We start from the raw sequence: 16,755 nt of genomic DNA, 5'->3' as shown, positions 1-16,755 counted from the left end.
GGCCGGGTCAGCCGGTGCAGTTGGCCTTGACGGCGGAGGCGGCGTGGTGGGCGTAGGTCACGGTCCCGCCCTTCCAGTCCTCGCCGCGGCTGTGCAGCACCACGGCGATCTTGCCGCCGCTGAGCGGGAAGGTGCCCGCGGGGACCCACTGGCCCCTGCTGGCGACCTGGTTCACCTGGAAGGTCCGGTTCTGCACGGTGTAGTAGGTCGGGGCGCCGCCGACCGCCTTGAGGTCGCCGTTGGGCACGTAGACCGACAGGTTGCAGGTGCCGGTGGTGAGCGAGCCGGTGTTGAAGGTCCACACCACCGTGTTGCTCTTGTCGTCGTTCGCGTCGCCGGACATCGGGACGGAGGTGAAGCCGCCGCCGCAGCCGTCGCCGGTGTAGCCGCCGGAGTTCTTCCGCCAGCCCTCCTGGCCCTTGTCGTACCAGCCGTTGAGCTGCATGGAGGTGGAGCCGCCGCAGCCGGGGCCCGCGACGGCGTTGTAGGTGGGCGGCGGGGGCGGGGGCGGGGCCGGCTGGGTGGTCTTGGCCGGGGGCGGGGCGGGTTGCTGGGCGGGCGGGGGCTGCTGGGCGCCGGGCGGCTGCTGGGGCTGGGTCTTCGGTGCGCCGGCTCCCTGGCCGGTGCCCTGCCCGGTGCCCTGCCCGGTGTTCTGCCCGGTGCCCTGGGCGGGTGCGGGCGCGCCCGCCTGGGCCGGGGCGCCGCCGGTGGCGGGCCGGCCGGCCGGCGGTGCGCCCTGGCCCGGGTCGGGGGCCTGGGCGGCGAAGGGCAGGCCGGCAGCGGCGGCCCCGGCGGCGACGGGCACGATGCCCTCCCCGGGCGCCGGTCCGCCGGCCGGCTGGCCGGCCTGGCCCGGCTGCAGGGGCTGGTCACCGGGCGGGTTGCCGGGCGTGTCGGCACCCGGCACGTAGCCGTCGCCGCCGTCCGGCTGGGAGTACCCGCCGGGCGGCGGGCCGTCGGCGCCCGGCGTGCCGGGGCCGTTCCCGCCGAACCCGGAGACCCCCAGCGGCACACCGACCAGCACCAGGCCGGCGATCACCGCGGCGGCCACCATCGGCTTGGGGAGGCGGCGCTGGCCGCTCTCCTCCTCGGCCGCCCCCGCCGGTGCGGGCGCGGCGCTCACCCCGGCGCGGGCGCGTCCCGTCGTCGCGGCCCGGGCGGCCGCGGTCCCGATCGCGGGCACCGGCCCGGCGGCGCCCACCGCCGCGGGCGCCTGCTCCTCGGCGCGGGCCGCGCCCTGCCCCGGCTTCCCGGACTCCTCGGCCGGCTCGGGCACGGCCCAGGCCACGGCGGGCAGTTGGATACCCCCACCCGACGGCTGACTCTCCCGTCCGCTGCGCACCTTGCCCACCCAGGCCTCCTGGCCCTCGACGACGACACCCGACAGGGGCGGCCCGCACCGACCTCACCGGTCGCGGCGCAGCGGCCCCTCCCCTAAGCCACGGACGGCGCGGCCCGGCGGGTTCAGCCGGTGTCCGGGCGCCAGGCCGGCTCGGCCGGCTGCGGCGGGTGGAGGACGAAGTCGGCCGCCCGTTCCAGGGTCGCCGCGTCCGGCCGGGGGCGGGCGTCGCCCCGCTCGCGCAGGTGCGCGAGCAGCCCGGGCTCGGGGGCGATGTCGTACTCCTCCAGGTAGTAGGTGACGGTGTCGGTCCAGATCCACTCGCCGTCGGTGCGGTAGTTCAGCGGGACGGCGCCCCGGCGGGAGGTGTCGAAGACGTCGTCCATGAGCATCGGTGTCATCAGCACCGCCGTGCCGGCCCGCAGGTACGCGGCCAGCGCGGCCCGTTCCGTCGCGTCCTCCACCACCGGGCGGTCCCACGAGAACCCCGGCCCGGTCACCGGGTCGACCATGTCGAAGACCGCCGCCAGACGGAACTCCTCCGCGCCGGCGCGGCCCTGCTGCTGCTCCATGTCCTGCTCCCTGCTCGCTTCCACCCGGTGAACGGCGCCCGTCCCGCCCGGCGTTCACCGGGCGGGACGGGGAGCGCGTCAGGAGCCCGTGATGGCCGGCCGCGGCTTCTGCTTGAACCAGAGCAGGAGGGCGGCCTGCAGTTCGGGGGTGAGGGGGCCCCACGCCAGGATGCCCTTCTTCATGTGCTTGTTCAGTTGCGTGACGAAGTCCTTCTCCGTTCCCTCGTACTCCTTGACGAACTCCATGACCCGCTGCGCCGACCTCGGTCTGACCGCGCGGTTGATCACGTTCACGGACTCGGCCTCGGCCACCCGGGCCGCTTCCTCGGCTGCCCGCTGTGCCGCGGCGGCCTCCTCGGCCGCCCGGTCCGCGAGGCGCTGGTTCCAGGCGGACTCGCCGTCCTTCGAGGGGAAGTACTTGAAGGCGATGTCCTTCCCCTTGGGCACGTGCCCGCCGGTGGAGTCGAGCCTGGCCGCGTCCGGCCAGCCGTATTCGATGGTGCCCTCCACTTCCTTCCCGTTCTTCTTGAACGTCCGGTTCTGGCTCGACACCGTCGAGTCATGGTTGGCACTCGTCTCGTACGCCACGTAGGCGCTGATCTTGGGGAACGCCTCCTGGAAGTCCTTGACGCCGTACTTGCAGCTGTCGCAGGTACCGCGGGAGGAGACCACGGTGAGCACGCCCTCGGGCTGGGGCGGCAGTGCGGTGCCGGGCCGCAGTGACGCCTTCTCCGGCGGCTTGCCGGGCGGCCTCTCCGAGGGATGGGGAACCGGCGCGTAGCCCCAGGACTCCATCTGCTGGAAGGCCTGCGCCAGCCCCTTCACCTCGGCGTCGTTGAGCTGCGTCCACAGGCCGTTGTCCCCCGCCCATCGGGTGACGGCCTTGAACGACCGGCTGTCGTTGACGGGGTCGTCCGAACCGTTGACGACGGACTCGGGCGTGTGCCAGACCTGCTTCTCCTCGCCCTTCAGCGCCAGGCCGACGACGGCGTAGGTCTTCTGCACGTTCCTGGTCTTGAACAGCGCTGCGAGGAGGGCATCGGTCACCATCCGCCTCGCCGCCTCCGGGGAGTCCGGCTCCTCGACCTTCTCCTTGCCCTTGCCTTCCGTCGCCTCCTGCGGCTTCCCCTCGGCCTGCGCGTCGTCCGACGTCTGCTTGCCCGACAGCTCCATGGCGACCAGGTCGGACGTGAGGGTGTCGGTGCTCCTGGTGTCGGTGCCCTTGACGTCGGTGGTCTTGGGGCCGGTGCTCTTGGGGCCGGTGCTCTTGGGGTCGCTCTCCCCGAAGAGCTGCGTGTGCGACATCGGCGTCAGACCGTCGCGCTTCCACGCGTCGATCTGCGCCCTGGTCGTCCCGTCGATCAGGGCCGCGGACTCGGCGTCCGACCGGCCCTCGCGGTTCGGGGCGCCGAAGAACTCCCACGGCGCCCGGTGCACCACGGGTGTCCCCTGTCCGGGCACGGAGAGCGTGTCGTGCCACTGCGCCAGGGTGACCGCGCGGTCGGGGAAGAGCAGCGGATCGATCACCCGGCTCCCCTCCGCGGTCTCGACCAGCACCGCGACGTGGTGGTTCCACTGGTAGTCCGGGTGGAGGCGCTCGTGCCCGGCCTCGGGACGGGCCCAGACCTTGGCGAGGTGCCGGCGGCCGATCCCGGGGTTCGCCGCGGTGATGAGCTCGGACAGTGCGTGGGCCCGGAGTTCGCAGTCGTGGACGAGGTTGCCACCCTCGGGGTCGTAGCGGCTCATCACCTCGGTGTGGAGCGCCCGGAACCGGTCGGCGGAGGGCAGCGGGACGGCCTGGCGGGCCAGGTCGTCCCGGCGCAGGGTCAGATCCTCACGCCGGCTCTCCGTCGCCGGGTTCAGCAGCCCCAGCAGCGCGTCGGCCGCCCGCACCGAGTGGAGCGGGCCGACGTTCTGAATGGCCGTCAGGACGTCCCGTTCGGCGGTGATCCGAGTGAAGTAGATCTCGGGGGCGTGGCGCCTCTCCCCCTCACCCCACAATGCCGCGAGCCGGTCGGAACGGGTGTCCACGGTCTGCAGGAAGTCGCGGTAGTCCTCCGACGTGTAGGAGACGTCACTGTCGGTGTCGTCCTCCGACGCCATCTCCTCGTCCGAGTCGGACGACTCGTTCGGCCGGATGCGCTTGCCCGAGCTCGGGCCCTCGCCCGGGTCCGAGCCCGAACCCGAGTCCGATTCCGAGTCCGCCATCCCGCCCTTGCGTCGGCGTCCGGCGAACGCCACCGCGTCGTCGTTCGACGCCAACTCCCTTTCGTGCGGCTTGGATTGGGCCGGTATCACGGTGTAGCCCTCGGGTGCCGACGTCGAGCGCGGCGGGAGGGTTCCGTCCGCCGGCAGGTGGGCGCCGAGGGCGCGCACCACGGGCGGGGCGTCGGGGGACGCGTCCCGGGGGGCCGTCAGGCTCACCCAGCCGCCGTCCTCCACCAGGACGGGACGGCCGGAGCTGTCGAAGGCGACCTGCCGGCCGACCACCAGCGCTCCGGGGCCCTGCGGATCGCTGCGGAACGGCCCCGAGACCGGGGGCGCGAACCAGGCCAGGCCGCTGGGGGCGTAGATCTCCAGGTCGAGGCCGGGCAGCCGCAGGCGCAGCTCCCGCAGCACGCCCGCGGCGAACGACTGCTCGCCTCCGCGGGCCGACGAACAGGCCACCAGCTGGACGGGCTTGCGTCCGTCCCAGGACCCCTGTTCGTGCAGGGAGAGGATCAGGTCGGCGACTTCGCCCTCGGTGACCCGGGTGCCCTTCCAGCGCGGCACGCCGTCGGTGCCGGTGTGCATCGCCACGGTGAGGAAGCGTTCGTCGGCGGGGAAGCGGTCCAGTGTCCCGGCCATCCGCTGCCGGGCCTGCTCGTCGACGCCCGGGTCGTCGAGGCGGTGGGCGCCCGAGGCTTCGTGGTGGACCAGTGAGGCGCGCAGCTCGCCGCGCCGGTCGGTGACCGGTGGGGCGGCGGGCGGTGTGTGCTCGGCGTCCGGCCCGAAGTGCCCGGCGTCGGGCAGCGGCGTCAGCCCGGACTCCGGGTGCGCGGGCGCCGGGTGCGCGGGTTCCTGCGGTGCCTCGTCGTGGGCCGGCCGCTCGCTCCAGGGGCCGGGCCCGAACTCGGCGGGGCCGACGTAGAGGTCCGGCGCGCTGATCTCGATCACCCGGTTGACCTCGGCCGGGTCGTCCTTGGGGCTGACGCCGAAGCTCAGCAGGACCGGTGCGCCGTGCTCGTCGGTGCGGCCGGTGGCGACGGCGACGTGCTCGCCACGGCTGAAGACGACGATGTCGCCGGCACGCGGAAGCGGCGTGTGCGGATCGTTCGCGTCGTAGGTGGTCCTGGTGTGCGGGAGCAGGCCGGCGACCAGGTTGGCCGTCCACTTGGGGCCCGTCAGATCGGCCGCGTACAGGTCGTGGATCCGGTCCCAGCCGATCAGCCCCCCGGCGTGTGCGGTGAGCAGGACGGACTCCCAGCAGTTGAGCGTGGTGTCCTTCGCGAACGGCGGCGGCTGCTCCGCCGGGCCGTCCATCGCCCAGGTCGCGAAGTCGGTGCGCCCCAGGCCGAGGTCGCCCGAGGCACGCCACTCCAGGACGACCCCGTTGTGGGACAGGTCGCGCATGGCGTGCGCGAGCTGTCGGCCGCCCTCGGCGACGGGCAGGTCGAAGCGGCCGGCCAGGTGGTCGGCGCGCAGCGTCAGGAGGCCGTCCAGGAAGGCCGGGGGCAGCGAAGCGCCGTCGGTGAGATGGTCGAGGGCGGTGCGGCCGGTCTCGTCGATCAGCTCCAGTTCGTGCAGTCTGCGGCCCACCGCGGTCACGTCCGCCCGGTGGTTCGCGCCGCCGGGGCCGACGTCGGCGGTGAGTGCCAGGCCGAGGGCGCCGGCGTGCTCGGGCGTGAGCGGCGAGCCGAGATGCTCGGTCACCACCCGGACGAGCGGGGCGACGGTCGTCGGGGGCACCGGCAGCCTGAGCGGAGGGGCGTTGCGGTTCCTGGCCCGCTCCTCGATGCGGCGCAGCAGTGGTTCCGTGTCCTGCCGGATCCGGCCGGCCAGGTCCGGTTCCAGGGCGCCGAGTTCCTCCAGCCGACGGGTCAGCGCCAGCACGTCGGCCGGGCGGTTGTTGTTCCGTCCTTCGTCCCCGACGAACGCGCCCGAGGCCATCCGCAGGCCCGGCCGGGTGTCGGGGACGTCCCGGTTCGCGGCGGCGGGCAGGACGCCGGGCGGCGGCGGGGCGGGCTGCACCGGCGCCTGCTCGGGGGCCGGCGGGGGCGGTGCCTGGGCGGGCCGGCGCACCGCCGTCACCGGCCCGGTGTTCCCCCCGGCCGGGGGTTCGGGCCGGTCGAGGGGCTGTTCGACCGCGTTGCGGAGCCGATCGTTGCCGCCGGTGGCCGGGGCGTCTCCGGCGTCGACGCCGGTGTGCGGCTGCGGGGCGGGGGTGGGGGCCAGGACGTCCTGCGGGTGGTTGCGCGGCGGCATGGTGCCGGCCACACGCAGCTCCACCGTGAAGGTGTGGCCGTTCTTCCCGGCGAACGTGCGGAGTTTGGCGGCGATCTTCTCGGCCCGTTCCGGGGTGGGCAGGGAGTCGTCGCGCCTGGGGGGCCGCGCGCCGGCCGGCTGCTCGGGGGCCGGGGCCTGGTGGCTGATGACGATGTGCCGCAGGTCGCCCCAGGACAGCGGGCCGTGGATCTGCGTCTCGAAGTAGCTGTTGGTGTCCATGCCCTCGGTGAGCATGCGCTCGCCGAAGTCGGGGTCGTGCCGGAAGCCGGTCGCCTCGCCGAAGACCCGTTCGACCATGTGCCGGTCGCCCCACAGCAGCAGCGGCAGCACGTGGGAGTCGGAGGTCACCGACAGGGCGCCCTTCTCCCGTGCCGTCCAGGAGTCGTTGGGGGTGTGGGTGACGCGGCCGCGGATGTCGTCGGACCAGTGCAGCGCGAACGCGCCGTAGCGGCGTGCCACGCCGTAGGGCTGCAGGTCGGAGACCAGTGCCCCGTACTTGGGCAGCAGGCCGCGGTCGTTCTTCTTGGGCGCGAACCGGCTGTCCTCGCTGCCGGTGTCCTGGAAGAGGTCGCGGGTGTCGTGGCTGCGGCGCAGGGCGGGCGCGTAGCCGAAGTGCTCCTCCACGGCGCCGCGGCGCGAGGGGACGACGGCGGCTTGGGAGGCTCCGGTCTCCCAGGCGTTGCGGAACAGTCCCTGTTTGTCGGCCATCAGCTTGTCGAGGAGGGTCTTCGGCTTGGGTCCCCAGGTGCCGAACATCCCGCCGGCCTTGCCGAAGGCGGTCTGGCGGTTGGCGTTGAGCGGCTGGTCGAAGTGGAAGTTGGTGGCGATGTACATGCCGGTGCGCATGTGGTTCTCGACGTCGGTGATCAGTCGGTCGATCGCCTGGGGGGTGTCGCGGGGGTACTTGGCCACCCATGCCCACTCGCCGGTGGCGGTGGTCAGCTTCTCCGTGAGCAGGACGCGGTCGCGCTGCTCGAAGTCCATCGCCTTGCGTTCGACCATGACCAGGGCGGCTGCCTGGACCGGGTGCAGGGTGTTCCAGTCGACGCCGGCGCCGGTGAGGCGGTCCAGGAGCGGCTGCGGGTGCACGTTCGGGTCCAGCGGGTGCTTCTGCGGGTCCTGCAGGTGCGCCACCAGTTCGACGTCCCGTGCGCTGGGGACCATCCGCTGCTTGGACTGGGCGTCCAGGGCGTGGCGGTCGAGTTCGGCCTGGAGTTCGCGGACCTCCAGCTCCAGCGTGTCCAGGAGCCGGCGGTGGTGGGTGTCCTGCCACGTGCCCGGGGCCGGGGGCGGCTGCGTCCGCAGCCGTGCGATCTCCTGCTCGCGTGCCTGGGACGCGGCGGCGAGGTCGCTCCCCTCGTGGTCGAGGTAGGTCGTGAAGGCCGAGCGGAGCTTCTCCTGCGCCCGGTCGATCTGCCGCTGCAGCTGCCGGTGTTCGGGGCTGCCCTCGGGCAGGTCGGCGATCTGCCGGCGGAGTTCGCCCAGCTGTCCCCACTGCGCGGACCGGAGCGGGTCCTCGGCGTCCGGGCCGGGCAGGCGCATCGGGACGTCGAGCGGGTGGCCGGCCACGTCCATCCGCGCGCCGGTCAGCGGCGGGGTGTCGTCGGCGGCGTGCTCGGTGACGCCGTGCTGCGTGGCGTCGTGCTCGACCGGGGTGATCTCGTCGCCGCTGTCGAGGATGGTCGGGGCGGTCTCGTGGGCCGGCGTCTCGTGGGCGGGCGGCTCGGGGACGGAGGGGTGCGGGACGACGCGGTCCAGCACCGGCGGCTGCCCGTGCAGGCGCAGGTCGACGGTGAAGTCGTAGCCGCGGTCCTGCCGGTGGGCGAGGAGCCGGTCGCGCAGCTGCCGGGCGGCCTCCGCCGTGGGCAGCGGCCCGGTCATCCGGTCGGCCGTCCGGCCTTCCGGCAGGTGCACGATGGTGACGCTGTGCAGGTCCTTCCAGTGCAGGTCGCCGTGGATCTGCGTCTCGAAGTACTCGTCGGTCTCCATGCCCTCGCGCAGCAGGCGGCGGCCGAACTCGACGTCGTGCTGGAAGCCGGTGGCCTCACCGAACACCCGCCGCACCATGAAGTCGGTGCCGTAGGTGAGCAGCGGCAGCAGGTGGGAGTCGGGCGTCACCGAGCGGGCGCCCATCGCGCCCGCGGACCAGGAGTCCTTGGGGGTGTGGGTGGCGCGGGCGCGGACGTCGTCCTTCCAGCGCATGATCGCGCTGCCGTAGCGCACCGCGACGCCGCGCGGCTGGAGTTCGGAGACCAGGGCCGCGTACTTCGGCAGCCGGGCGGCCTCCTTCTCGTCCGGGTGGAACGCGCTCTTGTCGGTCCCGGTGTCCTGGAAGTGGTTCCTGGTGGCCGGGTCGCGGCGCAGCGTGGCGGCATAGCCGAAGTGCTCCTCCACGCCGCCGCGGCGGGAGTCGTCCACGGCCGCCTGGGAGGCGCGGGTCTGCCAGACGTTCTTGAAGGTCTGCGAGGGGTCCTCGATCATCAGGTCGAGGACGGTCTTGGGGGTCGGTTCCGGCTCGGGCCGGGAGGAGCGGGCGCCCCCGGACGTGCCCAGGGTGGTCCTGCGGTTGTCGTTGAGGGGCTTGTCGAGGAAGAAGTTGGTGGCGACGAACATGCCGGTGTGCATGTGGTCCTGGACGGTGGCGATCAGCTGGTCGAGGGCCTGCTCGCTGTCGCGGGGGTAGTTCTGCGCCCAGGACCAGCTGCCGGTGGCCTGGCGCAGCCGGTCCTTGAGCACGGCGTGCTCGCGGGCGGCGAACTCCAGGCCCTTGCGCTCGGCCAGTACGAGGGCGGCCGCCTGGTCCTCGTTCAGGTTCTTCCAGAAGCCGAAGGGCCGGCGGGCGTCGGTGGCCGTGAGGTGGTCGTACAGCGCGTGGTCCTGGGCGCCCCATTCCCGGGGGCGGTCGCCGGGCACGACGGCGTCGCGGCGCAGGTGCTCGACCATCTCCAGGTCGCGGGCACCGGGCACCATGTCCTGGCGGGCGGTCGGCGCCGACGGGTCGTGCGGGAGGGCCTCGTCACGCGGGTTGCGGACCAGCGGCATGGGGGCGCCGGGGATCCGGTCGTCGCCCGCGTCGAGCAGGTGGGTGCCGTCCTCGTGCGTGACGGGGTGCGGGTCCGGGGTGTCGGTGGCGGCGGGGTGGACGTCCTTGCCCGTGACGGCGGTGTCCTTGCCGGTGGGGTGGACGGTGACGAACTCGGGGCGGGCCTGGCCGGGTTCGTGGAGCAGCACGAGCCTGGTGCTGCCGTCGCTCTCCTTGGCGACGTAGGTCTTGCCGGTCGTCGCGTGGACGGTGCGTCCGGTGGCGTCGGCGATCTGCTGCAGGCCCTCGCGGTTCAGGCCGGCGTCGCAGGACTCCAGGACGATCGGCGACTCTTCCGGTCGTTCGGACAGGCTCGGCCGGCGGCGCAGCACACCGCCGAACTTCTCGTACGAGACGGCCTGGTGGCCTTCCTTGCCCTCGGGGGTCTGGACGGCGACCTTCAGCTGTTCCGGGGAGCCGTGCAGGTTCGCGAAGTACGGTGTGGACTTCGGGTCCCACGGGACCCGGACGTCGGCGTCGTCGCCGTCGCGTTCGCCGGGCTTGTTCTCGCCCCGCCCGTAGGCCTCCCAGTCGAAGCCGCCGTCCGGGCGGACGGCCTGCTTCGGCGCGAAGTCCGGGTTGGTGACCTGGTGTTCGGCGGTCGTGCGCTCCGAGGGGAAGTTCAGGTGGGTCTCGCCGCGCAGTGCGAAGTCCGCCGTGGTGTGGAAGGAGCGTCCGACGTTGGCGCCGTTCTCCCCGACGATCGTGTGGGTCACCAGGTCGCCGTCGGCGGAGGGCTGGTGGTTGCCGGTGTCGTTGTCGTGGATGGTGGTGCCGGCCATGGCCAGGCCTAGGCCACCGACGCCGCCGTCGCTGTCGTGGTCGTGCTGGCCCTCGTGGGCGAAGCGGTGGGCCGGCTGGTAGCCGGGGTTGGGGACGAAGGTCACCGGGTGCTCGTACCAGTGGACGTCCGGGTTCTGCGGGTCGTGCAGCAGCGCGGTGTCGTGGACGATCTCGACGCCGACGACGAACTCGGGCCGGATGCCGCCCGGGAACGCCACCTCCTGTTCGACGTCCGCGAGTTGGCGGTGCGGAAGAGTGGCGCGCACGTCGATCCCGCCGGGCGCGTCGATCAGGTAGCGGTAGGCGGTGCCCCAGCCGGGACTCTGGTGGATCGCCGAGCGGGTGGTGCTGACGAACACCGACGCCGGATTGTCGACGAGGTAGGTCTCCAGTGGCACGTAGGTGTCCTCGCCCCGGGGCACGAACCCCTCCGCGAACACCTCCAGGTGGTCCCGGGCGCCGTTCTCCCACCGGTACAGCAGGCCGAAGTCCGCACGCCAGCGCACCGGGGTGACCTGGGCGGCGCCCCCGGCATCGGAGTCGGAGTCGGAGGCGGAGGCGTTGGCGGCCTCCTCGGCGGCCAGTTGCGAGTCGTGATCGGCGAAGATCCGGTCGCGGTCGAACCCGGTGACCGAGGCGTCCCAGGGCGCTCCCTCCTCCGGGTGCCAGGGGCCGGCCCCCAGTTCGGGGTGCGCCGGGCCCGGCACGAACGGCTGTCCGGCCCAGCCGGCCTGGTACTCGACCACGACGTGCTGCGCCCAGAGCGCGTCGACGCTCTGGTGGTCCAGCTCGAACCCCTGGGCCTGCTCGAAGGGTTCGCCGCCCTCCTGCCCGTGCTGCGGTCGGTGCTGCGACCAGGAGCCGTCGGAGTCGCTGTCGCTGCTGCTGTCGCTACTGCTGTTGCTGTCGCTGTCGAGGATGTTCGGGACGTGCTCCGGCGCCGGGGTGATCTCGTCGCCGTGGGGCGTGTCGGACTGCGGCCGCGGGACGGGGGTGCGGGGGCCCGGCCCGCGGTCGGGGACCGGCGGTGCGGAGGCCGGCTGCCGGGGGCCGTCGCCGTCCTGGGCCGGCGGGTCGTCGTGGGCGGGCTGCTCGCCGCCGGCCGGGGAGTCGAGCGCCAGGTCGTGGAGGGACCAGTCGCCCACCAGGTGCTCGTCCGGGAAGCGCCCCTCCGGCGCCACCTCGCTGCGCAGCTCCTGCTCGGTCAGCGGCGGGAGGAGGCGGTAGCGGTGGTAGGTGTCGCTGTAGGTGAGGTCCGTCCCGGTGAGGTTCGGGTTCGCGCGCTCCTCGGGGGTGAGGCTCTCGGAGAACAGGCGGGAGCCGGTCATGATCTCGTGGAAGCTGTGGTCCTCCGACTCCAGCATCCAGCCGAGCAGGGCCAGCCTCAGCTGCTCGAAGTCGACCGGGCCCTCCCCCAGCTCGGCGAGCTTCGTCTTCCCCGCGTCCGTCTTGACGAGTTCCTTGACGGCCTGGAGCATGCCGAAGGCCGTGCCGGAGGTACCGCTGACGACCAGCCCCCCGCTGTCGTGGGCGGCTTGCTGGAACTCGGAACCGAGCTTGTAGTGGAAGGACTTGGCGCCCGGCTGCCAGCCGAGCCGGCCGTCCTTCTCCACGGCGCTGTACCACTCGCCCCGGCCCAGTGGCGGGTTCACCTCGAAGGGGTTGCGGTCGGTTTCGAGGATGGTCTTGGCCTGGCGCTCCGCGGCCTTCTGCGCGGCCTCGACCACCCGCTTGCGTTCCCACTCGGCGATCTGCCTGCCCCGGATCTCGGTGTAGGCGTCCCGGATCCCCTCGATGACGGGTCCGTACCGCTCGTCGGTGCGGAACGATGCGAAGGGCTCCTGGTGCCCGCGCTCGGCGGGCGGCTTGAGCAGTTCCCCGTAGGCCTTCTTGATCTCCGCGGTCAGCGGGTTGACGACCTCCGCGCCGATGTCGTGGCGGTCCGCCCGTTCCTGCTTCAGCTGTTCCGGTCGCGGCAGTTGCCGCTGCCGTACGAGCTTGGCGAAGTGGTTGGAGGTGTAGCCGTTGTAGAGCAGGGCCATGCGTTCCCGGAGGTTTCCGCGGTCGACGACCTCCTGCAGCATGTGCCGGTCGGTGCCGACCATGCCGGTCGTGCCCGTGCTCCTGGAGCCGAACTGGGTCCGGTCCTTGTCGTTGGTGGTCATGGCCCAGGCCAGGTCCACGACCTTCTTGACCTCGCGCTGGACGTCGGCGCGTTCGAGCAGGTGGGTGGCGAGCCGCCGCTCGTAGGCCTCGGCCTGCTCGCGGTAGCGGATGCGCCTGAGGTCTCCGGGCTCGGCGGGCGGGGCGGAGTCCAGGGCCTCGCTCCTCGGGACCGGATCCGGTTCGCGGGCGGGGCCTGACGCGTCGTTGCCGTGCGGGAGTTGCCGGGCCTTGTCCTGGTGCGCCTTGATCAGGTAGCCCTCGAACTCCGGGACGAAGTCCTCGGTCCGGTAGTGGTTCCAGACCGATGCGCCCTCCTTGACCTTCAGGCCGGCGATCCGCAGACCGCTGGACTTGTCCGCGGACTGCGTTCCTTCCCGGAGGAGGCCCTCGTAGAAGCCGGGGTGGAACTTGAACTGCGTCCCGTCGGTGAGGAAGTCGTACTTCTTCAGCGTCTCCGGGACCTCCTTGGCCGTCCAGTCCTCGGTGATGTTCTTCACCTTCAGACCCGTCGCCTTGCGGGAGAGGAGGAACTCCATGACCACCGGCAGGCCGGAGAGGGAGTCGCTGTAGGTGGCCGCGTGGTCGAAGTCGTGGCCCGTGTAGAGCCCCGGGCCCAGCTGGGACCAGCCCTCCTTGTTCTTGACCGCGCCGATCTTGCCCTGGAGCAGGTACCCCCGCAGCGTCCACGCGTCGGTCACCCGGAAGACCGGCTGCCCGGGCTCCATGGCGACGACGACCATGTCCGGCTGGACCCGCCCGGCCAGTTCCTTCGCCACCTTCGGGTCGACGGTGGCGCCGGTCTCCACCGCCACCGGCCCCCGCGTGTCGGGGCGCAGTTCGGAGTAGTGCGCTGCCAGTCCCCTGCCGGGGTCGCGGTAGACGTGCACCTCGCCGCCGTGCGCGCCGGGGTTGAACTCGGTCCGGCCGTTGCCCGCGTGGACCACGAGGTGGAGGTCGAGGGCGTGGGCGACGATGGCCGGCGCCTGGTCGTAGAACGAGGTGTTCCACAGGGACCGGTTGCGCAGCCCCATGTCGTACAGGTCGCTCATGCGCAGGTTCCCGAGGTCGCTGCCGGACAGCGTCGACGGCTGCTCGTCCCCCGAGTTGAGATGCACCTGCCATGTCTGGTTGCGCTCGTGCGGCTCCAGACGGTCCTCGGGCCGCTGGCCGGTGGCGTCGGCGTTGTGCCGCATCGCGGCGCCGGCGTCGCTGCGGAACCACTGCGACGCCAGCTCGCGCAGCCCGTGGACGGTGAGTTCGCCGTGCTGCCAGCCGTCCAGCCCGCGCGCTCCGGCGAGGACGGCGTGCAGCAGGCAGTCGCCGTCGCCCGGCACGCTGACGACGTGGTAGAGCCGGCCCCCGTCCAGCACGTTCACGCGCGACTCGTGCACCGGGGCCGGAGCGTTCGGCGCCTTGCTGGCGGGGGTCCCGACGGCAGGGGTCACGTCGGTGTGAGTCACGTCGGTGTGGGTCACGTCCGTGTGGGTCACGTCGGTGTGGGTCACGTCGGTGTGGGTCACGTCCGTGTGGGTCACGTCCGTGTGGGTCACGTCGGTGTGGGTCGCACCGTTCAGCGGGGCCGGGGCGCCCGGGTCCTCGGTCTGCCCATGCTGCTGCGTCAGCGGGGCGTGCGCCGTCTCCTGGTCGGAGCGGTGCTGCCCGTAGCTCAGGTCGCGCAGGACCGGGCCCGAGTGCAGGACCTCCTCGATGCGCTGCAGGTGGCGGGGCAGCACCGTGAAGTCGTCCCGGTGGGCCGAGGTGCCCATCACCCCGTTCTCGCCGGCCCACAGGTCGCGGCGGCGCAGCGCGAAGGCGTCGCCCGGCCTGGTCACCGGTTCGACGTACTCGTCGGGGAGGCCGAGGAAGTGCAGCACCTCGTGCAGCAGCACCCCGGGCGGGCTCTGGTCGGACCAGTGGAACTGGTCGCTGCGGTCGTTGCCGGGCACCACGGTGACGGTGCGGTGGGCGTCGGGCGCGGTCTTCGCGCCCTCGACCCGCAGGTGCACCTGGTCCCCGCCGGGCAGGTGGAAGCGTTCGTTGAACCGGTCGCCGACCACGTCCCGGGCCCGGTCGAGCGTCCGGGCGGCCTCGTGTGCGGGCAGCGGGCGGCCGTCCGGCCCCTGCAGGTGCAGGCGCAGGGTGAACTCGGTGACCCAGTGGCCGGGCCGGACCTCGAAGCGCCGCGCGTCGTAGCTGATCGTGGTGTCGGCGCCGTGCAGTCCGCCGAGGCTCGGCTGCCGGTTCTCGTACTGGTCGCGCACGCCGGGGCCGGCGATGTCGCCCGGGCCGGCCTGCCCGCGCACGAGGGGGTCGAAGCGCACCGTCTCCATCCGCGCGGGCGGCGCGAGGGTGCGGATGTCGGCCCAGGCGGAGGCGGGCAGCACCGCGTGCGGGGCGGCGGGCGGCTCGACCGGCGGCGGGACCTGCGCGGGCGGGGTCACGGCGGCGGGCGGTGCCGGTGCCTGGGCGGGCTGGTGCACCGCCGTCGCCGCCCCGGTGTTCTCCCCGGCCGGGGGTTCGGGCTGGCCGAGGAGCTGTTCGACCGCGCTGCGGAACTGGTCGTTGGCGCCGGTGCTCAGGGAGTCGCGCCAGACGTCCAGGTACTGGCGCACCTCGCCGGTCCGGTCGTCCAGGCCGTGCAGGAACGTGGTGAGGGTCGGCGTGTGCCCGGTGCCCAGGGCGGCCGAGGCCTCGCCGATCCGCTGCCCGCCCTGTGACGGGGTGCCGTTCGGTGCCAGCGTCCACGGGCGGGTCTCGCCGCCCGGGCGGGCCGAGATGCCGGGGGTGGCGAGGGTGAGGATCTCCTGCCACGTGTTGGCGCCCTCGGTGACGACCAGGGTCGAGCGCTGCTCGAACAGTTCCATCACCGCCGGCTGGACGCGTCCCAGCCGCAGGCGGTGGACGCTCCCGTCGCCGGCCGGGGCCTGGACGACGCCCCGGAGGCCGTCCAGCAGGTCGGCGTGGCTCTGACGGTCGTTCGGCTCGGCCCCGAGCAGGACCACGGCCGACGGCCGGCGCGGCTCCGGGATCTCTCGCAGCGCGGTTTCCATCCGGGTGGCCATGTCGCGGTGGCGGACCGTGCCGTCGCCGATCTGTCCGTAGTAGGCGGTGACCAGCCGGATCTCGCCGGCCTGGGCGCGGCGCAGGAGGTCGGCGACCAGGTCCGGGACCGGGTCGTCGGGGCCGGTGGCATCCGGCCAGTGGTCACGGACGTGGCCCGCGAGGTCCTCCGGGACGGGCTGCGGACGGAAGGGGTAGGTGACGGTGGCGCCCTGGTCGTGCCACAGCTCCGCCAGGACGTCGTCCCCTCGGCGGATCTGCCGGGGGTGGCTGTCCCAGAGGAAGGGCTGCAGGATCAGGGCGTCCGGGTCCTGCTCCCCGGTCATCTCCCGGAGGGACGGCGCCAGGTTCTGCTCGAAGTAGGCGGCCGTGTCCTCGCCGTGCGGGGCGTCCAGGGCGGCGAAGACGGTCAGCGTCCGGCCCTGCCCGGAGGACTGGGCTCCGGCCGTCAGGACGTCGGGGGTCAGGTGCTGGGCGGGGTTGATCACCCGGTCGCGGTTGTCCTCCTTCGTGACGGAGTTCGGGAAGTCGGTCTGGATCTGCGGCTGGTCGCCCCGGTAGCGGCCGCGCACGTTCGCGTTGGCCCCGGTGTTGACCAGCCATGCCTCGTCGGGGTCCGCCCCGTGCCAGGCGAAGTACTTCCAGTACGTCTCCAGGTCGGCGGCGATCCGCCGCTCGGGCGCCTTGTAGGCGACGTCCAGCGGTGCTCCCGCCGGGTGCGCGGTCACCCGCATCCCCTGGTGGACGCCCGTCCACGGGCCGTGGAACAGGTCGTAGGAGTGCCGGGGGTGCCCGACGTCGGCGGAACGGCCGAGCCGTTCGGCGTAGAACGGCGCCTTGCCGCGCGCGAAGGTCAGGTGGACCTCGCCCTGGTAGCCCATCGCGGCCAGGCCCTCCAGCACCCGCAGGAAGGCGACCTGGTGGCCGCTGCCGGGCGAACCCGGGTCGACCAGGCTGATCCGCGGGTAGCGCTGGCGCAGCTGCTGCCCGAGGGCGGCGTCGGCCGGGGACACGGTCGGCGCCTCGCCGGTGTGCGGCGGCAGTGCGGCGAGGTGCTGTTCGTCCTCGGCGCGGTGCTGCTCCCTGATCTCCTGGGCCGGCCCGTGGGAGGGCGCCGACACGACCGGCACGGCGACGGGATGTGCCGCACCGCCCGGCGGCGGGGGCGGCGGACCACCCGGCGCGGGCGGGGGCGGCGGACCACCCGGCGGCGGGGGCGCCAACGGGCCGCCCGGCGGCGGCGGGGGCGGCGGAGGTCCGCCCTGACC

3 protein-coding genes are annotated in these 16,755 nt (G+C 73.5%); all 3 read right to left on the bottom strand.

The annotated features are described in order from the left end of the window. Window positions 1-7: 7 nt before the first annotated feature. The 3 genes from ACFV04_RS32780 to ACFV04_RS32770 all read right to left on the bottom strand — a co-directional run bounded on the left by ACFV04_RS32780 (window position 8) and on the right by ACFV04_RS32770 (window position 16,617). Window positions 8-1,351 (bottom strand): hypothetical protein, encoded by a 1,344-nt coding sequence (locus ACFV04_RS32780; RefSeq protein WP_380349336.1) that lies wholly within the window; start codon window positions 1,349-1,351, stop codon window positions 8-10. Between the two features lie 113 nt (window positions 1,352-1,464). Then, entirely contained in the window at window positions 1,465-1,911 is a 447-nt protein-coding gene (locus ACFV04_RS32775) for a hypothetical protein (RefSeq protein ID WP_380349339.1), read from the bottom strand. Window positions 1,912-1,989: 78 nt separating this feature from the next. Beyond that, window positions 1,990-16,617, bottom strand: a complete 14,628-nt coding sequence (locus ACFV04_RS32770; RefSeq protein ID WP_380534462.1) for a protein-glutamine glutaminase family protein — start codon at window positions 16,615-16,617, stop codon at window positions 1,990-1,992. Window positions 16,618-16,755 lie beyond the last annotated feature (138 nt).

Origin of the sequence: Kitasatospora sp. NPDC059599, from assembly GCF_042735125.1 — a bacterium.
Taxonomy (GTDB): domain Bacteria; phylum Actinomycetota; class Actinomycetes; order Streptomycetales; family Streptomycetaceae; genus Kitasatospora.
The sequence above is the reverse complement of the archived record's forward strand: the minus strand, read 5'-3'. Positions and strand labels throughout refer to the sequence as shown.

Bases quoted from the DNA above. Each gene is read 5' to 3' on its own strand.
- ACFV04_RS32775 (WP_380349339.1), bottom strand. From the start codon at position 1,911: ATGGAGCAGCAGCAGGGCCGCGCCGGCGCGGAGGAGTTCCGTCTGGCG.